Below are 20,035 nucleotides of genomic sequence, written 5' to 3' on the forward strand. Positions count from 1 at the left end.
CCCACAGCGGCGCTGTAGCCCCCTCTGAATGAATGTCTTCGAGATAACCGAGTAATACGGGAGCCCCCGCCGGAGCGACCCTGTCCCGCTAAACCGCGATGAACAAAAAAAAGGGGCGCTTTCGCGCCCCATCAGTTCGCCTGAAAGGAGAAAGTTATGGATCAGAGCGCCGGGTCGGTACCGGCACAAACACGGTGAATCCTCAAGGAATCATTGACGTTGAGCAAACCCGCGTAGCGCAGTCGAACGCGGTTGAACTCCAGGGACGGATCCAACTGCGTGGACAGGAAACGCTGGCTGCCATCACCGGTGCCGAAGCCCAACAGTTCCAGACCAAGCAGGCCACCATCCGCGGTGGTTTCCGCCACTTCCGTGTCGTTATTAAAGAACGTCAGGGTGACGAAGTTGCCGAGCAGGCTCAGGTTAAGCAGGGGTGAATTGGGCTTGGAAACCACGAAGCCGGCACGATTAACCCCGGAGATCACGGGACCGTCGTAAACCAATGCATCAGCACCACCGTAAATCAAAGCCGCCGTCACATTCAAAGTGGCGAAGGAGTTGTCCTGACCATCGATCATATTGCCCGCGTCGGAGATACCGCAGCTGATGCAAATGCCCACGGCGGAACCGTCCGCCAGGAACCCGTCGCTGGCCAGCAGCGGCTGATAGTTACTGACATCGTTACAGGTGAACCCAGCGTCGTCACACACGTCGCCGATGCCATCACCGTCACTGTCGGCCTGATCCGCGTTGGGAATGGTGGGACAGTTGTCCTGGTCATCGGGGATGCCGTCACCATCGGTGTCGGTGGGATCATCCACCGGGCAGCCGTTGTTGCTGGCGGGACCGGCTACGTCCGGGCAGTCGTCATGACCGTTTTCCACGCCGTCACCGTCGCGGTCGTCATCACAGACATCGCCGATACCGTCCTGGTCAAGATCCGCCTGGTCGGTGTTGGGCACGATCGGGCAGTTGTCCTGCTCGTCGGGCACATCGTCACCGTCCTTGTCACCGGTGCAGGCATCGCCTACGCCGTCACCATCGGTGTCCAGCTGATCGTGGTTGGCCACGTAGGGGCAGTTGTCCTCCCCATTGGGGATGCCGTCACCGTCGATGTCGTCATCACAGGCGTCGCCGATACCATCGTTATCGATGTCCGACTGGGTCGGGTTGGGCGTATTCGGGCAGTTATCCTCGCCGTCGTCGAAGCCGTCACCGTCGTCATCGTTGTTGGCATCGCACGCGTCACCGATACCGTCATCGTCGGAGTCCAACTGATCTTCGTTCGGCACCCATGGACAGTTGTCGTCATCATTGTCCACTTCGTCGCCATCGATATCGTCATCACAGACGTCACCGATGCCATCGCCGTCCTCATCACGCTGATCATTGTTGGGCATTTGCGGACAGTTATCCTCATTGTTGGGGATACCGTCGTTATCGTCGTCCTGGACGTTGGGGGTGGGGTCACCACCACCGCTGCTGCCACCACTGGATTTACAGCCGTACAAGCCGCCGAGGCCGAGCACGGCCACCAACAGCAACAGGCTGATCGTTTTTAAACGTGACATCTCGAGATCCCTCCTCTTACTACTCAGTCACATGAAATTCAACGCGGCGGTTCATAGCGCGACCGGACGCGGAGTCGTTATCGGCAATGGGCTGGCTCTCGCCGTAACCGCGGGCCGTGACGCGGCTGCTGTCCACACCTTCACGAACCAGATAGTTACGCACGGAATCGGCGCGGCGCTGGGACAGACCTTCGTTGTACTGGGCGGAACCAACGCTGTCGGTATGACCTGCCACTTCCACGCGGATGTTGTTGTTTTCCGCGGTCAGAGAACGGGCAATGCGCGATACCAACGGGCGAGAGGAAACGGTGAGTTCAGCGGAATCGAACTCGAAGTTGATGTTGTTGAAGGTCACGGTCTGGTTCACCAGCAGACAGCCTTTGCCATCCACTTTGGCGCCCGGCATGGTATCCGGACACTGATCCAGGTTATCCGGCACGCCGTCGCCATCGGAATCGATCACCGGCTGTTGCACCGCTACCTGCTTGGTTTCCACCCGGGTTTTTTCCACCACCTTGGTGTAACCCATCGGCACTTCCAGACCCACGGAATAGCGGTAATCACCGAAGCCGCCATCGCCGGCGGAATCACCGGTGCCGTCGAAATCGTTATACAGGTAACGGGCTTCGGCACGAACTTTCAGGCCGTTGTTGAACAGTGGCCCGGTCACCGCGCCCAGACCAGCGTTGGCGTGGAAGTCCCAGCCGTCGTCATCGTCGATGTAGACGTCGTTGTAGATACCACCAACGGCCATGACCATGTAAGGGGTGAAACCGGTGCGGTCACCCAGGGTGAAGGCCAGACCCGTAGTCACCGGGTATTGATAGAAGTCCTGGCCGTTGTCGATATCGGACTCGAGACCATAGGCCCCGGCTTCGGACTCCCACCAGATATGATCAGTAAGCTTGCGGCCGTAGAAGATGGTGCCGCCCGCCCCACGGTCACCGGCCTGCCAATCCTCATCCACATCGATGTAATGCGCCATGCCACCGATGTACTGATTGGGTTTTGCCTGTTCTACGTATTCGCGCTCCTGAGCCACGGCGGCATGGCTGGCCAAAGCCACGGCCATGCCCAGCGTGGACAGCTTCCAGATTGCTTTCATCGTCTTTCCCCCTCGGGTATCAACGGGTTACAGTGCAATCATTGGAATAATTGAAGGGCTTAAAAAAAACAGGGATCCGGTGAAAACCGGTTGGAATAGTGTTGAGAACTTCTCTGTCCCATTTCACAACATCACAAAGTCGTATCGATTTGTATCGTTATGTACGCCGCTCGGCTTATGTATTGCTTTAAGAGTAAATTGCAGATATATTTTGCACTTTCGTGCCAATAAAAATGATAACTACGCCGATGCGCTTTTTCCGCGCTCTCTCACCATGATCTCTCGTTCGTTACGCCGCTTGCTGACCCTGCCCCGGCTATTGCTGTTGGTGCTGCTGATCGCTCTTGGCACTGTGCTTCATGCCGCCTGGCCGTTTTTGTTCTACCCCAGCATCACCCTGGACTTCGATATCCCGGCCCCGCGGCCCTCCGCCGTCCAGGACGGCAATCTGGCCGGCGTGGCCGAAGTGGACATCACACCGGCCATCGGCCTGCCCAAGTTCGGCTACTCCGCCTGGGCCCGCAGCGCCAACGGGTTCCGTACTCGCCTGAAAGCCCGCGCCTTTTATCTGCATGGCGCCGGCCAGCCCCCCATGGCCCTGGTGCAACTGGACCTTGGGGCCGGATCGCTGCCGCTGCAGTACGCGGTGGCGGAGCGTATCGCCGCTACCACCGACGTTCCCGCGCACGCCCTCAGCCTGTTGGTCACTCACACCCACTCCGGCCCGGGCCAGTATCTGGGCAGCGATTTCTATAACGTATTCGGCAGCCAGAAGCCCGGATTCGACCCGGCGTTGTTCGAATTTCTCGCCGAGCGCATCAGCCAGGCGGTGATTGAAGCCTATCGCGCTCGCCGCCCGGCCCGTTTCGCCAGCGGGCAAAGCGAGGTATGGGGACTGACCCGCAACCGTTCCCTGGGAGCCTGGGCCCGCAACCACCGGATCCCGGAACAACAATGGACCGAAGAGCTGGCGCACGAAGCGGTGAACCCGAGGATGAGCCAGCTGCGCATCGACCTGATGGCCGATGACGGCCGCTTTTATCCAGCCGGCGCTCTGACCCTGTTTTCGATTCACGGCACCGCTATTCCCGCCTTTACCCGTCCCTACCACGCCGACGTCTGGCACTGGTTGGCGCAAGGTATCGAGCCCACCGTCAAGCCGTTGCCCTGGCGGTTCGTGCACGGCACGGTCCAAGCCACCCACGGCGACAACAATCCCGCCTGGGCAGCCGGGTTACGCGGCGACCGCGAGGCACGCCGAATCGGCACCGCCCTGGGAAAACAGGCCAACGCCCTGTTCCATCAGTTGGGAAATGAACTGCGGGACGACCTGCACACTGCCGTGGCGAGCCGGGAACTGGATCTGCTCGCACTCGACGACGACCAGCGCCACGGCCTGTGCGAGCGCCCGATCATCGGTGCCGCCGTGGCCGGCGCCGCCAACGGCGATGAAGTATTTCCGATTTCCTATTTGCCCTACTTGCAGGAAGGCTGGCCACGCACGCTGTTCACCGACGGTTGTCAGGGCGTGAAACAATGGATGCTGTCCAAGCTGCAACTGGCTCTGGCACCGGCACGCTACCCGCATCGAGCTTTGTTCCAGGTCCTGCGCATCAACGACCTGGTGCTGGTGGCTCTGCCGTGGGAAATCACTCTGGAAAGCGGCAACCGGATCCGCGAAGCGGTCGACGCGACGCTACCGGATCCGGACTGGACCGTGGTCATCAGCAGCCTGGCCAACGGCTATTTCGGCTACGCCACCACCGAAGCCGAATACAGCGCCCAGTACTACGAGGGCGGTCACACCCTCTACGGCCCCCATACCGTGGATTTTCTCAGTGCCCAGAGTGCGCGGCTCAGTGACGACCTGTTCCGGCAAGGCAATCAGAACCAGCACCCGGGCCACGCCACTTTCGTGTTGCGCAGTCACCGCTACTGGCCCGAACCGCCGCCCTCCCGCACCTGGTCCCGGCAATGGCAGGGCAAGGCCCGTTATATGACGGGCGACACCACCCACGAGAGCTACTGGCGCTGGCGTTTCCACGGTGAACCGGCCGCGGCGCTGCCGCTGCACCAACCCCTGTTGGCAATACTGGATGAAACCAGTGGCGGAATGCTGGTGGACGACGACAGCGGCGACCTTCAGCTGTTGTTGCTGGAAGACCAGGGCGAGGACGGCGCACTCTATGAGGTGCGCTGGTACACGCCGCCGGAACCCGGACAATCCGGTGGTCGAGCCCTTCACATTCTCGCCGGAGCGGCGCCACGTCTGGTGTCCCCGATCTTCTGAAGCGGCTACACTGACATGACCTTATCGTCAGGCGCCAACAGGAGAGTATTCGGTGAGTTTTCCTTCGTCCCGATTATCACGTTTTCTGTTCCGGACCCGGCGCTGGATCGTCGCGCCGGCCGCCCTGCTGGTGTTGGCCGGTTGTGCCAGCACCACTGAGATCACCACCCGTCACAGCCAGGACACGGCGCCCTCCCCGGCGCGCTCCTTACTGCTGGTGGCACAGAGCCCGGAGCCGGCCACCCGGCATGTCTGGGAAGAAGTGTGCCAGCCCATTTTCCAGGGTAGTGCCCTGTCGGTGCATCTGGCCCATCAAGTACGACCGATATGGTATGAAGATGGCGGCAAGCAGGGCTTGCTGCGCTGGTTGCACGATCAACCCTACGACCGCGCCCTGATCGTCGATCTGACCGCTCTGCTGCTGGCGCCGCCCCGCATGACCGAGTCCCGGGATCTCAACCCGATCAACAGCGACATGCGCCAGGAACCCACTTGGCGGATTGGTATCGGCGGCAAACTGGAAAAACCCAAGGAGCCGGATGCGCAACAGAGTTATGAGGCGGAGTTTTTCGACAAAAGCGGCCGCCCTCTGTGGACCGGCGTGGCACGAACTCATGAAGCCAATAACCGTAAGGCCATCGCGCGCAGTCAGTGCCGCGCTCTGCATCAGGTATTGACCGATCGCGGCCTGATCCCCAAATAAGCGCTGGAGCCGATCCATCACGAAGAGGCGAACGAGGAGTCCCACAATGAGCGCAGTCATACCCGGAACCAGCCTGGCCCTGCACCCGGAACGCTTCCCCGACCCCGCCGAGGCTCTGCCACGGGATCAGGACCCGGGTCGCGCCATCCTCGCCGGCGGTTGTTTCTGGTGCACCGAGGCTGTGTTCTTACAGCTGAACGGGGTCCATTCGGTCATCTCCGGCTACGCCGGTGGCGACGCGGAACACGCCAATTACGAAGCGGTCTGCACCGGCCGCACCGGTCACGCCGAGGCCATCGAGATCCGCTATGACCCGGCGGTGATCCGTTACGGCGAGTTACTCAAACTGTTCTTCGCCGTGGCCCACGATCCCACGCAGAAGGACCGGCAAGGCAATGATCGCGGCCCGCAATACCGCTCCGCCATCTTTTATCAAAGCGAACCGGAGCGACAAGCGGCCGCCGCCTATATTCATCAACTCAATCAGGCCGGCGCCTTCATCGCGCCCATTGTTACCACCCTGGAGCCGCTGGATACGTTTTATCCGGCGGAGGACTACCACCAGGATTTCGCACGGCGTCACCCTACCCAGCCGTACATCACCCACGTGGCGCACCCGAAAGTAGAAAAACTGCGAACGGCCTTTCCCGACACCCTCAGAACTCCGGAGGCGGACTGAACATCATGAGCGAGCATTTGTCCCCCAGCGGCCACGACCTGACACCGCTGACCGACCTGGAAAAACAACAGCGAGCCGCCGCTCTCACCCCGGAAGAGCGGCGCATCCTGCTAAACCAGGGCACCGAACCACCGTTCTGCGGCGGACTGCTGGACAATAAGGAAGACGGCGTTTATCACTGCAAGCTGTGTGATCTGCCCTTGTTCCACTCCGCCACCAAGTTCGATTCCGGCACCGGCTGGCCGAGCTTTTATCAACCGGTGGACGACACCCATATCCGCCGCCTGGAGGACCACAGCCACGGCATGACCCGCACCGAGATCCGTTGTGCCCGCTGCGATGGTCATCTGGGACATGTGTTCCCCGATGGCCCGCCCCCGACCGGCGAACGTCACTGCCTGAACTCGGCGTCATTGGTGTTCAAAGTCGGTTGAAAAATCGGGGCTCACTAGCCCACTCCCTCTACGGTGATCTTGGTGACATTCGCGCTGTCTTCGCGAGCAAGCTCGCTTCCCACAGGAGATCTACGTAACCACCGTGGGAGGCGAGCTTGCTCGCGAATCGGGTGTTAGCGTGCGCCCCGAACCCGTGGAGCATCGGAGCCCCATACGCCACGGACCGGCCATTTTCCATGTTTAGTTTTTCTATGCCTCCCGCCTTAGAAAATCCCGTTTGTCTCCCGACACCCGCTGCCCCAATATGGAACACGGCCTGATCAGCCGGCCCGCGGTCCAATAACCCGCAGTCCAATAACAAAGGAGTCCGTCGTGCCCACGCCAACCCCAACACCACCTTCCCGCCTTTTTCCCGGCTGGTATGTGGTCGGTGGTGCTTTCGCCGTTACCTTCCTCGGCTTCGGCAGCGCCTATACCTTCAGCGCCTTCGTCGACGCGCTGCAAACCGATTTCGAGGCCTCACGTGGCTCCGTGTCCCTGGTCTTCTCTCTGGCTGGTTTTCTTTATTTCGCGTTGGGCATTATCAGCGGCCCCCTGGCGGATCGCTGGGGTTCACGCACCATGGCAATCATCGGCATGCTGTTCACCGGCGCCGGTTTAATGCTGGCCGGGCTGGCCCGCAACCTGATGGAGGTGTATCTGGCCTACGGGCTCGGTGTCGGGCTGGGTGTCGGCTTTTCCTATGTGCCGGCGGTGGGTGCGGTACAGCGCTGGTTCTCCCGGCGCCGGGGCTTCGCTTCCGGGCTGGCGGTGAGCGGTATCGGCGTCGGCACCCTGTTCATGCCCCCCATCGCCGCGCTCCTGATCGAAGCCCTGGGCTGGCGCCAGAGCTACCTGCTGATCGGCGCGATCACTCTGGTTCTCGGACTGATACTGTCACTGCTGATCCAGAACGACCCGCGTGACCGCGGGCTCCATCCCGATGGCGATCCCGCCCCGCCGCCAGGCAGCGTCTCCGACGGTATGCGGGTCGGCGAGGCGATCCGCTCAAAGCGGTTCATTCTGCTGTACGCCGCGGGCCTGGTTGCGTCCTTCGGCCTGTTCGTGCCATTCGTGCACCTGGTGCCCTACGCCCGCGACCACGGTATTGATTCCGCGTCCGCCGCCTTGCTGCTGGGCGCCGTCGGCATCGGCAGCACCGCTGGCCGTTTTCTTCTGGGCAGCCTGGCGGACAAATGGGGACGTCAAATCACCCTGATGGCCATGTTCATGGGCATGGCACTGTCTCTTTTGATCTGGCTGTTTTCCCGGGACTTTTGGGGACTGTCGTTGTTCGGTTTCGTATTCGGTGTGTTTTACGGCGGCTTCGTCGCCCTGATACCGGCACTCGCCATGGACTACTTTGGAGGACGCCATATCAGCAGTATCATCGGTGTGCTTTACACCAGCGTGGCCCTGGGAACCCTCATCGGTCCCACCGCCGCCGGCTATATTTTCGACCTGAGCCACAGCTACACGGTGCCCATTCTTGCCAGTATCGCCACCAACATTCTTGCCGCCGCGATCATGACCCGGATCCCGAAAGTACGCGCCGCGCCGTCCTGTTCAACCCCTGCTTTGGAAAAAGAAACATGAACGAAAACCAGAACGACCAGATCACCCAACGCCAGGCCGGCTTCCTGCCCGGCTACATGGGGCTCCAATGGGACACCGCCGAGCGCGGCCTGATACGCGGACACTTCAGTGTGGCCCGTCATCACCTGGCGCCCAACGGTTATCTGCATGCCGCCTCGGTGATCGCCCTGGCGGACTCCGCCTGCGGTTTCGGCTGCCAGACTTCGCTGCCGGAAGGCGCCATCAGCTTCACCACGGTGGAACTGAAAAGCAACTTCATCGGCACCGCCCGCGAAGGTGTCGTGACCTGCGAGGCCAAGGCCGTTCACCTGGGCCGCACCACGCAACTTTGGGACGCGGAAGTGCGTCACCAGGACAGCGGCAAGGTCATCGCTCTGTTCCGTTGTACCCAGATGGTGCTTTACCCGAAAGGCTGAAAGCCGGTCCCTCCTGAATCGCGGCTCGTAAGCCACTGGGGTTCCACAGTTGCCGGCCTGCCTTGCTTACACGCACTGTATTCGCTGCCAAGGCAGCTTCCCACAGCGGCTTCGTAGCCCCTCTGTGGGAAGCTGCCTTGGCAGCGAATACAGTGTGAATTCATATCTCCAAGACCAATAGACAAGCCCCCTCCAAGGCGATTTTTACGCCTTTTTTATGCTCCTTTGATCTTCTCTGAATCGATTTTTTACGCCCCTCGCTCGTACGCTGCCCCCCATCTTCCATCAGCGATAGCAAGGATCCGTTCCATGTTGTTACTCATCGTTCTGGGGATCGCCGCGTATCTGCTGGCCGCCCTGCTCTGGCCGGAGAAATTCTGATCATGATCCTGCTCGGCATCGTCATCCTCATTGCACTGTTTGGCGTGTGTTTCACCTTTCTGGAATTGGAGAAACGGCTATGAAGGAGGTGGCTCTCATCTACCTCGTCACCCTCGGCCTGGCATGGCCGCTAGGGCGTTACCTGAGCTGGCTGTTCGGCGAGCGATCCATCTCACCAGGTATTGCCACGGTTGAAAACGGGCTGTTGCGTCTGGCTGGCGTCAATCCGAACGCTGGCATGTCCTGGAGCGATTACGCCCGTGCGCTGCTCAAGCTGCACCTGCTTCTGGCGATCGTCATTTTTCTTGTTCTCAGCATGCAGCAATGGCTGCCGCTGAACCCCGATCATATTCCCAACATGTCCTGGGATCTGGCGCTGCACACGGTGATTTCCTTCCTCACCAACACCAACCAGCAGCACTATTCCGGTCAGGCGCAATTGTCCTATTTCGCCCACACGCTCGGCATCGTGACCTTGCAAGTGGTAACACCGGCGGCGGGCCTGGCGACCCTGGTGGCAATCCTGCGCACCCTGTTCAGCAATACCCAACCCGGGGAAACCGTGTCCGTGGGCAACTTCCACCGCGACCTGCTCCGTTCAGTGCTGTGGGTGATGCTGCCCTTGTCGCTGATCACCTCCCTGCTGCTCGCCAGCCAGGGCGTGCCCAGCACCTACCAGGGCGCCACTGAAGTCAGCACCCTGCAGGAGGGCACCACGCAAACCATACCGCTTGGCCCGGTGGCGGCGATGGTGGCGATCAAACAGCTTGGAACCAACGGCGGCGGCTGGTTCGGTCCCAACAGCTCTGTGCCTCTGGAAAACCCCACGTTTTTTTCCAACCTGGTGGAAACCAGCGCACTGATGCTGATTCCCATGGCCCTGGTGTTCATGCTCGGCTTCATGGCCCGGCGCCACCGGCTCGGCTGGTGCGTGGCGGGGGTGATGCTTGGTCTGTCCCTGGTCTCCACGTCATTGAACGTGTTTTCCGAACGCCAACCCAATGCGGCGGTGGCCGTCACCGGCATCCAGGGGCCCAACATGGAAGGCAAGGAAGTGCGCTTCGGCACCGACCTCACCGCACTTTGGGGCAGTTGGACCACACAAACCTCCAACGGCTCGGTGAACGGTATGCACGATTCCTTTAATCCGTTGGGTGGCATGAGCGAGCTGATGAACATGTTCCTCAACGTCACATTCGGCGGCATCGGCGTCGGCTTGATCGGCTATCTGTTGTTCATGTTCGTGGCCGCCTTCATAGGTTCTCTGATGATCGGCCGGGCGCCATCGTTCCTCGGACGGCCGCTGGAAACCCGGGAAATGAAACTCGCCAGCCTGGCCCTGCTGTTGCAGCCGATTCTGATTCTCGGGCTCACCGCGATCACCCTGGCCGTGCCCGGCTGGGCCGGCACCAGCAATCCCGGTCCCCATGGCCTCAGTCAGGTGCTCTACGAATACACCAGTGCGTTCGCCAACAACGGCTCCGGTTTTGAAGGGCTGGGCGATGACAGCGTCTGGTGGAATCTGAGCTGCGCTCTGGCACTGATGGGCGGCCGTTTTATTCCCATGCTGGCGCCTCTGGCCATCGCCGCCTCCCTGGCTGGCAAACGCCCCAGCGCGCAAAGCCGGGGAACGCTGAATGTGGATACCCCCACCTTCGCCGTGCTCACCCTCGGCGTCATCGTGCTGTTCGCTCTGTTGAGCTTTTTACCCGCGCTGGTGCTCGGCCCCATCGCCGAAGCGCTGAGGGCCTGATTGTGATCTATACACCATCGCGCCGGAGTTCATTTTGTCGCCAGGTCGTGATTCCGATTGTGCGATGTAGTCATTCTACATAAACAAGCGTAATCGCGGCCTGGCGGCACTCTCCACCTAAAGAAAGTGGGCCCGGCCCTCCGGGTTGCCGCTGAAAAAGGCGCCCGCTGCGTTGCGCACTTTGACTTTAGAACCACTAGAGCCTGCAGTCCCCGCCTTGCCTGGCGACTTTTTCATCGGCAACGCGATGGCGGATCGATCTCAAACAGGCTCTCAGGAGTTGTCATCATGAGTTCCCGTTCTCTGCTGAGCGGCATCAAGCCTTTCCCGCTGTTTCTGGAATCCTGCAAACGGCTGGCACCGTGGGCATTGGCGCGCAACCCGGTGATGATGGTGGTCGCCATCGGCACCGTGGTCACCTTCGCGTTCGCACTGTGGCACTACAGCCAGGGATTGCCCTGGCGTTTGGAAATGGTGCTGTTCCTGATTCTGCTGGCCACCGTGTTGTTCGCCAACGGCGCCGAGGCCCTGGCCGAATCCCGTGGTCGTGCCCACGCCAACAGTTTGCGTGCAACCCGGCAGAACCTGACTGCCCGGCGCCGGGGCGCCAATGGCGGAATCGACGAAATCAGCGCCGATGCTTTGCGCCGGGGTGACCTGATCGAGGTGGAAGCGGGTGAACTGATTCCCGCCGACGGTGACATCGTCGAGGGCGCCGCCACCATCAACGAGTCCGCCATCACCGGCGAATCCGCCCCGGTGCTACGCGAAGCCGGCACCGATAACAGCAGTGTCAGCGCCGGCACCAAGGTGCTCACCGACCGTATCGTGATCAAGGTCAGCAATGATCCCGGCGACTCCCTGCTGGATCGCATGATCGCCCTGGTGGAAAGCGCCAAACGTCAACGCACGCCCAATGAACTGGCGCTGTCGGTACTGCTGGCGGCGATGACCTTGATCTTTCTGGTGGTGGTCACCGCCTTGGTGCCAATGGGCGATTTTCTCGGCGCGCCGCTGAGCGTGCCGTTGCTGGTGGCCTTGCTGGTCTGTCTGATCCCCACCACCATCGGCGGCCTGTTGCCGGCCATCGGCATCGCCGGTATGGAACGCGCCCTGCGCGCCAATCTGGTGGCCAAATCCGGTAAGGCGGTGGAAGTGGCGGGCAGCATCGACACCCTGCTGCTGGACAAGACCGGCACCATCACCCTGGGCGACCGCCGCGCCACCGCGTTTCTACCCCTGCCCGGCGTTGAGCAAAGCGCGCTAAGGGAAGCCGCCTGCCTCGCCTCCTTCGCCGACCCCACCCCGGAAGGCCGCTCGATTCTCACTCTGGCCCTGGACCAGGGCACCACCGTGGCCGCCAACGAACACGCCGACTTCATCGAATTCTCCGCTCATACCCGGCTATCCGGTGCCGACCTGCCGGAAGGACGGCAAGTGCGCAAGGGGGCCACTGACGCCATTCGCCGCTTCGTCGAGGAACAGGGCGGCCACTATCCGCGAACCACTGACGGCCTGGTGGAACAGGTTGCCAGCAAAGGCGCCACGCCGCTGGTGGTGGCGGAGAACCATCAAGTGCTCGGCGTCATCGCCTTGTCCGATGTGATCAAGCCGGGAATCCGGGAGCGTTTCGCCCGCTTGCGCGAAGCCGGTGTTCGCACCGTCATGATCACCGGCGATAACCCGCTCACCGCCGCCGCCATCGGCGCCGAGGCCGGGGTCGATGACGTGGTGGCCGAAGCCACACCGGAACGCAAGTTGGCACTGATCCGCGAAGAACAACGCAAAGGCAGGCTGGTGGCGATGATGGGCGACGGCACCAACGACGCCCCCGCCCTGGCCCAGGCGGATCTGGGTCTGGCCATGAACTCCGGCACCCAGGCCGCCAAGGAAGCCGGCAATATCGTGGATCTGGACTCCGATCCCGGCAAATTGCTGGAAGTGGTGGAAATCGGCAAGCAGCTGTTGATCACCCGTGGCGCTCTGACCACCTTCTCCCTGGCCAACGACGTGGCCAAGTACTTCGTTATTTTGCCGGCTTTGTTCGTGGTGTCACTGCCCAGCCTGGGCGCCTTGAATCTGCTGGAGTTGCACAGCCCGGACAGTGCGATTCTTTCGGCGGTGCTGTTCAACGCCCTGATTATCCCTGCACTGATTCCGTTCGCTCTGCGCGGCGTGCGGGTGCGCCCCGGCAGCGCCGACGCCACCCTGCGCCGCAATCTGTTGATCTTCGGCCTCGGCGGCCTGCTGCTGCCGTTCCCCGCCATCAAACTTATCGACCTGGCTCTGGCCTGGATGCTCTAGGAGTGATCATGAATGCCCGCACTTTAACCTCCACCTCCTGGTTTTCGGCTTTGCGCCTGGCCGTGGTTCTGATGCTGTTATGCGGCGGTCTTTACCCGCTGATCAGCACACTGCTCGGACAAACGCTGTTTCCTGAACAGGCCCGCGGCAGCCTCGTCTATCTGAACGGCGAGGCGGTGGGCTCGCAACTGGCGGCGCAGCCCTTCAGTGAGCCGCGCTATTTCCACCCGCGTCCTTCCGCCGCCGACTACGATCCCACCGGGGTGTCCGGCTCCAATCTGGCGCCGAGCAACCCCGAATTGCGTGAACGGGTAACGCGGGACGCCGCCGCCCTGTCCCGTCAGGAAAACGTTCCCGTCGAGAAACTGCCGGTGGATCTGGTAACCGCCTCCGGTTCCGGTATCGATCCACATATCAGTCCGGAAGCCGCCGCGCTGCAAGCCCCCCGGGTGGCGACGGCGCGTGGTCTGGCGCTTGAGCAGGTGAAGCAAAGCATCGCCTCGCACACCCGGGCGCCTTTCCTGGGTGTGTTCGGTCCGACCTACGTCAATGTCCTCACTCTCAATCTGGCACTGGATGCAGCGGAGGCCACCAACCCATGAAGCTCTTGAGCCGCACACCGCTGTCCCTGTTTCTCTGCACTCTGGCGGTACCCGCCTCGGCGGACTGGCAAGCCGATGCCGACATCACCCTCACCAGCAACTATCTGTGGCGGGGCAAAACGCAAAGCGATGACCGCCCGGCGCTACAGGCCGGGGTCGAAACCCGGCATACTGGCGGCGGCTACGCCGGTGCCTGGTTCTCCACCATTGACGATGGCGAGGACGCTGGTTACGAGATGGATTTGACCATGGGCCGGCGCTTCAAGGCCGGGCCGTTGCCAATGGACGTGGGCCTGATCTACTACGCCTACCCGCTGGCGGAACAGGATAGCGATATCGGTGAAGGGTTGATCACCGTGGGTCCGGATGCACTGCAGGTACGCTATGCACTCACTGTTTGGAAAGAGGACGGCGATGGCCGCACCCACGATCAGTATCTGGCCCTGGGTGGTACTTATCCGGTGTCGGACGACTACGGCGTTTCCTGGACGGTGGGCCACGTGAAGGACGCCACCGATGATGACGGTGACTACCAGCATCTGGCCCTGGCGGTGAGCCGTGATCTGGCCGAGCACGGCGTTCTCAGCCTCGGTGTCGAGAGCAATAACGCCGACGACGACCGCCATCGCAACCGGCCACGGCTGGTGCTCAGTTGGCAATGGAGCCTATGAAAGCCCCGACCACACCGGACCCGGACGCCCTGCTGGCGGTCAGCGACGACGCCAGCCGGGGCCGCCTGAAAATCTTTATCGGCGCGGCGCCCGGCGTGGGCAAGACCTACGCCATGCTGCAAGCCGCCCGGGAGCTTGCCCGTCAGGGCCAGCCGGTGCTGCTGGGCGTGATCGAATCCCACGGCCGCGCAGAAACCGAGGCGCTTTGCGCCGACCTGCCGCGCCTGCCGTTACGTCCGATCCAATATCGAGGACGCGACTTTCATGAGTTCGATCTGCAAGGGGCATTGCAACAACACCCTCCGCTGATTCTGGTGGACGAACTCGCGCACCGGAACCTTCCCGGCAGTCTGCACCCGCGCCGCTATCAGGACATCGAGGACCTGCTCGCCGCCGGCATCGACGTGTGGACCACGGTCAACGTCCAGCACCTGGAAAGTCTCAATGACCACATTGCCCGCATCACGGGCGTGCGCATGCGTGAAACCATACCCGACGCCCTGGTTCAATCGGCCCGCGATCTGATGCTGGTGGATCTGCCACCGGATCAACTGCTGGAACGGCTGCGCCAGGGCAAGGTGTATGTGCCGGAACAGGCCCGGGCGGCCATGGATCACTTCTTCAACCGGGGCAATCTAACCGCGTTGCGCGAACTCGCGCTGCAGACCGTGGCCAATCGTATCGATCACGACGTGTTCACCACCATGGCCAGCCAGGGTGTCGATGGCCCCTGGCCGGTACGCCCGCGTCTGCTGGTCTTGGTGGACGGGCGCGGCAACGACAAAGCGGTGGTGCGCGCCGCCGCGCGCATGGCGCAACGGCGTCGGGCGCCCTGGAGTACCCTTTGGGTGGACACCGGGCAATCACCACCCGATACGCAAAAGCAGAACCTGGAAGCGGTATTCCGGCTCACTGAGCAATTGGGCGGAGACATCGTGACCCTGCATGGCCACGATGTGGTCGGCATGGCTCTGAATCATGCCCGCCATCACAACGTCACCGGCATCGTATTCGGCCGCAGCCGCCACCGTCCGCTGGCCGGCTTATTCGGCCGCACCCTGAGTCAGAAACTGATGCGACGGGGGCAGGACTTCGAGCTGACCTGTATCGCCAACGCACCGCCCCGTCACCGTCGGCGCTGGCGCGCACCGGGTTGGCCACCGGCGCGGCAGTTGTGGCTGGCACTGTCGGTGGTGGCGGCGAGCGTATTGGCCGCTACGGTGGCGGATCATTTCCTGGCCTTGCCGAATCTGTCGCTGATCTTTCTTACCGGTGTCCTGCTGGTGGCCAGCCGTACCGGCATGCGCGCCGCCACCTTCGCCGCCGTGCTCAGCCTGCTCACCTACAACTTTTTCTTCACCGAGCCGTATTACAGCTTGGCCATTTATCATACCCAGGACATTCTCACCGTGGCGTTCTTTCTGGTTATCGCCCTGGTCACCGGGCGGCTGGCCAGCCGCCTCAGAAACCAGATCGTCAACCTGCGCCGGATCGGCGATCATAACCGCTCACTGCTAACGCTGAGCCGCCGGTTGGGCGAAGCCACCGGCCTTCAGGATGTCCGGCGCGAAGCCGAGGCTTACCTGAGCCGGGAATTCGATAGCCGGATCCAGGTGGTGCCAGCACAGGAGCTGGACCGCAACGCCGACCTCGACGGTGCTCTGCGCAGTGCCGCCCAATGGGCCCTGGAAAGCGGCAAACACGCCGGGCAAGGCAGTGACACTCTGGGCAACCTGCCCCAGCGTGTCATGCCACTGCGTTTTCGTGATCAGAGTTTCGGTGTGTTAATCCTCGACACCCGATCCCTGGGCGACGTGGACGCCGCCGTGCTCAGCCATCTGGAAACGCTGGCCAATCAGGTTGCCCTGGCATTGTGGCGAGTCCAGCTAAGCGCCACTCTGGAAGCGTCCCGGGTCGCCGAGGAAACCGAACGGCTGCGCTCGGCCCTGCTCTCCTCCATTTCCCATGACCTGCGTACCCCACTGTCGTCCATGATCGGCGCCGCCAGCAGTTTGCGCGACCAGGCCTCACTGCTCAGTGAAGAACATCGCCGGGAACTGCTCGACGCCATCCTCAACGAGGGACACCGGCTGAACAGCTATATTCAGAATCTGCTGGATATGACCCGGCTCGGCCATGGCACTCTGAAGCTGGCACGGGACTGGATCGCGCCGGCGGACCTGATCGCCGCGGCGTTGAAACGCACCGCGCCGCTTACCGCCAGTCTGACACTGCACCGGCAAGTGGACGCGGACTTACCCCTGCTGTTCGTACATCCCGCGCTCATCGAGCAGGCTCTGGTGAATCTGATCGAGAACGCCGCGAAATTCTCTCCCCCCGGCGGCGAAATCACCCTCACCGCCCGGGCCGACACTGGCCGTATCGTGGTCGAAATCAGCGATCAGGGACCGGGTATTCCAGAGCATCAACGAGAGAAGGTTTTCGACATGTTCTTCACTGGCGGCGACGGTGACCGGGGCCCCTACGGCAGCGGCCTGGGCCTCGCCATCTGCCGGGGCATGGTCGGCGCCCATGGCGGCACCATTGAGGCCCTGCCGCCGATCAACGGCGGTGGCGCGCACATCGTGATAACCTTGCCCTTGATGGAACAACAGCCCGATGGAACGAGCCATGTCTAATGCCGCCGGCGGCATTCTGATCATCGACGACGAAGTGCAGATCCGTCGATTTCTCCGCATCAGCCTGCAAACCGAAGGCTACCAGGTGAATGAAGCCGCCACCGGTGGCGACGGCCTGGCTCTGGCCCGTACCAGCCAGCCCGCCCTGATCGTGCTGGACCTGGGACTACCCGATCTGGACGGCCAGGAGGTGCTCGCACGAATCCGGGAAATCAGTACCGTCCCGGTCATCATTCTTTCAGTACGCGATGATGAAGGCGAAAAAGTCCGGGCCCTGGACCACGGCGCCAACGACTATGTCACCAAACCCTTTGGTGTTCAGGAATTTCTCGCCCGGGTGCGCCGCCACCTCGGCCACAGCAACGACGCCGGCGGCCCCCTCAATGAATACGACGATGGCCACCTGCGTTTCGACCTCGCCCGCCACCAGGTGGAACTGGCGGGTACCCCGGTGAAACTCACCCCCAAGGAGTTCAGCGTCCTCGGTATGCTCATCGGCAACGCCGACCGGGTCATTACCCAACAACAATTGCTGCGCCAGGTCTGGGGCGAAAGCCATCAGCATGACAACCACTACCTGCGTATCCTCATCGGCCGCCTGCGGCAAAAACTCGGCGACGATCCCGTGGCACCCACCTACCTCCACACCGAGCCCGGCGTCGGCTACCGCTTCGAACCCCGCTCCGACTGATCCCGCCCTTGTCTCCGCCTCCATTCCTGCTAAACTACCGCGCCGATACAGGATCCATGCCGGAATAGCTCAGTCGGTAGAGCAACTGATTCGTAATCAGTAGGTCGGAGGTTCGATTCCTCTTTCCGGCACCATTCGCGCAGCCCCAGTGCTTCCATCTCTCCGCCATCCGAGTCTGTTTGAAGTCAGCGGGGATGCACCCTCCCGACTGTTGCAAGGTGCTTTGAAGGAAATCGCCATGAACGAGATTTCCCCCATACAACGCCCCCCTCTGGCTCTACCCGATGGCCAATGCCGGTTATTGTTGCATTCCTGCTGCGCTCCGTGCTCTGGTGAAGTCATGGAAGCGCTGCATGCCTCGGGCATCGAATACACCGTGTTCTTTTACAACCCCAATATTCACCCGGTGAAGGAATACTTGATTCGCAAAGAGGAGAACATACGCTTTGCGGATAAACACAATGTACCTTTCGTGGATGCTGACTACGACACCGATAATTGGTTTGAACGCGCCAAGGGACTGGAGGACGAACCAGAACGAGGCGCGCGCTGTACCATGTGCTTCGACATGCGTTTCGAGCGTACCGCGCTGTACGCCCATGAACATGGTTTCAAGGTAATCAGCAGCTCGCTGGGCATTTCGCGCTGGAAGAACATGGCGCAGATCAACGATTGCGGCCACCGGGCTGCCGCGCCTTATCCAGGCCTGCAATACTGGGATTACAACTGGCGCAAAAAGGGTGGCGCCAATCGTATGGTCGAAATCAGTAAACGTGAGAAGTTCTATCAGCAGGAATACTGTGGCTGTGTCTACTCCTTGCGGGACACCAACCGGCATCGCCGTGCCCAGGGACGCGACCGCATCCGGATTGGCGTTCAATATTATGGTATGGAAGACACCTGAGCCTGCCCGCCACAACAGCGCGCGGCGATGTGCGTGTCCCACCCCAATCGGCGCCATGTAACCACCGGATGATTATCATGTCCGCTTCGCCTCTTCAGCCCTGACACTATTTCTTGAATGTCTTCACCAATCGCGCTCTGGCGCCACGCCGCCAGGCTGACCACTCCGGTCATGCTGGGTTACATTCCATTAGGTATCGCTTTTGGCGTGTTATGCGTGCAAATGGGCCACCCATGGTGGATTGCCGTGCTGATGTCGGTGGCGATCTATTCCGGCGCCAGCCAGTTTCTGTTGTTGACCTTGCTGGCCGCCCAGGCATCGCTGACGGAAATCGGCGTGGCCATCTTTCTGCTCAGTTGCCGGCATCTGTTCTACGGTTTGTCGCTGCTCGGGCGCTTCGCCGGCGCCGGGGCCCGCAAACTCTATTTGATTTACGCGCTGACCGACGAAACCTATTCGCTGCTAAGCAGCGTGCCGGAGGCGCGCGATCCCGCCGTGGCCGCGCGCATCAGCGTCTTGAATCAGGGCTGGTGGCTGCTCGGGACGGCGTCCGGTGCCGCTATTGGCGACTTGGTGCGGTTTGACAGCACGGGCATGGAATTCGCTTTGACGGCCCTGTTCATCGTCCTGACGCTGGAACTGATGTGCAAAGTTCGCCGTGCCGCACCGTTTGTCATCGGCTTACTCTGTTCCGCGGGCGCGATGCTGCTACTGCCCCCGGAACATCTGTTAGTGGCGGCGATCGGTGGCGCCTGCCTGGTGTTGCTGTGGGATTATCAGCGAAACCGGGACAAGGAGGTGATGCGATCATGAGCCCGGAAGGTATTTTCGCAGGGATTGCCGTGGCGGCTCTGGCGTCACTGGCTTCCCGCGCTCTGCCGTTCGTCGCGCTGTCGCGTCACCGTGATCAGCCGTTGCTGGAACACCTGGGGCGCTATCTGCCCGCTGCCATCATGACCATTCTGGTGGTCTATTCGTTACGCGACCTGCGCCTGTTCGCCCACACTGATCATGGCGCGATATTAGTCTGGAACAACAACGGCCTGCCTCTGTTGCTGTCATCGCTGGTGGTCGTGTTACTGCACCTTATCAAGCGCAATGTATTGCTTTCCATTCTTGGTGGTACCGCCTTCCATATGCTGTTGGTGCAATACATCGTCCCCGGCCTGGCTTTCCCGGTCGAGACAACCGCAACCGGCGATCAATATCCGCGCGCCCTCGAAGCGGCGGCACCGGCGATCCCGGAACCGCCACTGGCCTTAGAACCTGTTCACGATCTTTACGCCACCGCGTTGC

The 20,035-nt window shown here is 61.5% G+C and carries 18 protein-coding genes and 1 tRNA gene; 17 read left to right on the forward strand and 2 right to left on the reverse strand.

Annotation, left to right across the window (positions count from 1 at the left end; translation table 11 throughout):
- Window positions 1-161: 161 nt before the first annotated feature.
- Window positions 162-1,571: a thrombospondin type 3 repeat-containing protein gene (locus A6D6_RS19270; RefSeq protein ID WP_133493180.1), complete on the reverse strand. Its 1,410-nt coding sequence runs from the start codon at window positions 1,569-1,571 to the stop codon at window positions 162-164.
- Window positions 1,572-1,590: 19 nt separating this feature from the next.
- A complete protein-coding gene (locus A6D6_RS19275) occupies window positions 1,591-2,676 on the reverse strand; it encodes an OmpA family protein (RefSeq protein ID WP_236564174.1) in 1,086 nt (361 codons plus the stop codon).
- Window positions 2,677-2,950: 274 nt separating this feature from the next.
- Between A6D6_RS19275 and A6D6_RS19280 the strand changes: the two genes are divergently transcribed.
- The 17 genes from A6D6_RS19280 to A6D6_RS19360 all read left to right on the forward strand — a co-directional run.
- Window positions 2,951-4,966 (forward strand): neutral/alkaline non-lysosomal ceramidase N-terminal domain-containing protein, encoded by a 2,016-nt coding sequence (locus tag A6D6_RS19280; RefSeq protein ID WP_159661616.1) that lies wholly within the window; start codon window positions 2,951-2,953, stop codon window positions 4,964-4,966.
- Window positions 4,967-5,018: 52 nt separating this feature from the next.
- Window positions 5,019-5,669 carry a hypothetical protein gene (locus A6D6_RS19285; RefSeq protein ID WP_159661617.1) on the forward strand — a complete coding sequence of 217 codons (651 nt, stop codon included), beginning with the start codon at window positions 5,019-5,021 and terminating at the stop codon, window positions 5,667-5,669.
- Window positions 5,670-5,715: 46 nt separating this feature from the next.
- Window positions 5,716-6,348 carry a peptide-methionine (S)-S-oxide reductase MsrA gene (gene msrA / locus A6D6_RS19290; protein WP_133493177.1) on the forward strand — a complete coding sequence of 211 codons (633 nt, stop codon included), beginning with the start codon at window positions 5,716-5,718 and terminating at the stop codon, window positions 6,346-6,348.
- Window positions 6,349-6,353: 5 nt separating this feature from the next.
- Window positions 6,354-6,782 carry a peptide-methionine (R)-S-oxide reductase MsrB gene (gene msrB / locus A6D6_RS19295; protein WP_159661618.1) on the forward strand — a complete coding sequence of 143 codons (429 nt, stop codon included), beginning with the start codon at window positions 6,354-6,356 and terminating at the stop codon, window positions 6,780-6,782.
- Window positions 6,783-7,115: 333 nt separating this feature from the next.
- Window positions 7,116-8,378 (forward strand): MFS transporter, encoded by a 1,263-nt coding sequence (locus tag A6D6_RS19300; protein WP_159661619.1) that lies wholly within the window; start codon window positions 7,116-7,118, stop codon window positions 8,376-8,378.
- Complete coding sequence (locus A6D6_RS19305) at window positions 8,375-8,794, forward strand: PaaI family thioesterase (RefSeq protein ID WP_133493174.1); 420 nt, start codon at window positions 8,375-8,377, stop codon at window positions 8,792-8,794. Before A6D6_RS19300 ends, A6D6_RS19305 begins: the two co-directional genes overlap by 4 nt.
- A gap of 309 nt (window positions 8,795-9,103) precedes the next feature.
- Window positions 9,104-9,175 carry a K(+)-transporting ATPase subunit F gene (gene kdpF, locus A6D6_RS22190; RefSeq protein ID WP_369412920.1) on the forward strand — a complete coding sequence of 24 codons (72 nt, stop codon included), beginning with the start codon at window positions 9,104-9,106 and terminating at the stop codon, window positions 9,173-9,175.
- A gap of 79 nt (window positions 9,176-9,254) precedes the next feature.
- Window positions 9,255-10,928 (forward strand): potassium-transporting ATPase subunit KdpA, encoded by a 1,674-nt coding sequence (kdpA, locus tag A6D6_RS19315; protein ID WP_159661621.1) that lies wholly within the window; start codon window positions 9,255-9,257, stop codon window positions 10,926-10,928.
- A gap of 288 nt (window positions 10,929-11,216) precedes the next feature.
- Window positions 11,217-13,232, forward strand: a complete 2,016-nt coding sequence (kdpB, locus tag A6D6_RS19320; RefSeq protein ID WP_159661622.1) for a potassium-transporting ATPase subunit KdpB — start codon at window positions 11,217-11,219, stop codon at window positions 13,230-13,232.
- An 8-nt stretch (window positions 13,233-13,240) separates the two neighbouring features.
- Window positions 13,241-13,834, forward strand: coding sequence for a potassium-transporting ATPase subunit KdpC (kdpC, locus tag A6D6_RS19325; protein ID WP_159661623.1), 594 nt, complete (start codon window positions 13,241-13,243; stop codon window positions 13,832-13,834).
- Entirely contained in the window at window positions 13,831-14,505 is a 675-nt protein-coding gene (locus A6D6_RS19330; protein WP_133493169.1) for a TorF family putative porin, read from the forward strand. Before kdpC ends, A6D6_RS19330 begins: the two co-directional genes overlap by 4 nt.
- Window positions 14,502-17,144 (forward strand): DUF4118 domain-containing protein, encoded by a 2,643-nt coding sequence (locus A6D6_RS19335; protein WP_159661624.1) that lies wholly within the window; start codon window positions 14,502-14,504, stop codon window positions 17,142-17,144. The genes A6D6_RS19330 and A6D6_RS19335 overlap by 4 nt, the downstream gene beginning before the upstream one ends.
- Window positions 17,137-17,835 (forward strand): response regulator, encoded by a 699-nt coding sequence (locus A6D6_RS19340; RefSeq protein WP_236564175.1) that lies wholly within the window; start codon window positions 17,137-17,139, stop codon window positions 17,833-17,835. Before A6D6_RS19335 ends, A6D6_RS19340 begins: the two co-directional genes overlap by 8 nt.
- A gap of 58 nt (window positions 17,836-17,893) precedes the next feature.
- Window positions 17,894-17,969, forward strand: a tRNA-Thr gene (locus A6D6_RS19345).
- Between the two features lie 104 nt (window positions 17,970-18,073).
- The gene (locus A6D6_RS19350; protein ID WP_133493166.1) at window positions 18,074-18,739 is read left to right on the forward strand and encodes an epoxyqueuosine reductase QueH; all 666 of its coding nucleotides are present in this window, start codon (window positions 18,074-18,076) and stop codon (window positions 18,737-18,739) included.
- Between the two features lie 117 nt (window positions 18,740-18,856).
- Entirely contained in the window at window positions 18,857-19,552 is a 696-nt protein-coding gene (locus tag A6D6_RS19355; RefSeq protein WP_133493165.1) for an AzlC family ABC transporter permease, read from the forward strand.
- On the forward strand, window positions 19,549-20,035 hold a 487-nt coding region (locus A6D6_RS19360; protein WP_159661626.1), incomplete at its 3' end, for a branched-chain amino acid transporter permease. The genes A6D6_RS19355 and A6D6_RS19360, both read left to right, overlap by 4 nt.

It is taken from the genome of Alcanivorax xiamenensis (assembly GCF_009846745.1).
Classification (GTDB): domain Bacteria; phylum Pseudomonadota; class Gammaproteobacteria; order Pseudomonadales; family Alcanivoracaceae; genus Alloalcanivorax; species Alloalcanivorax xiamenensis.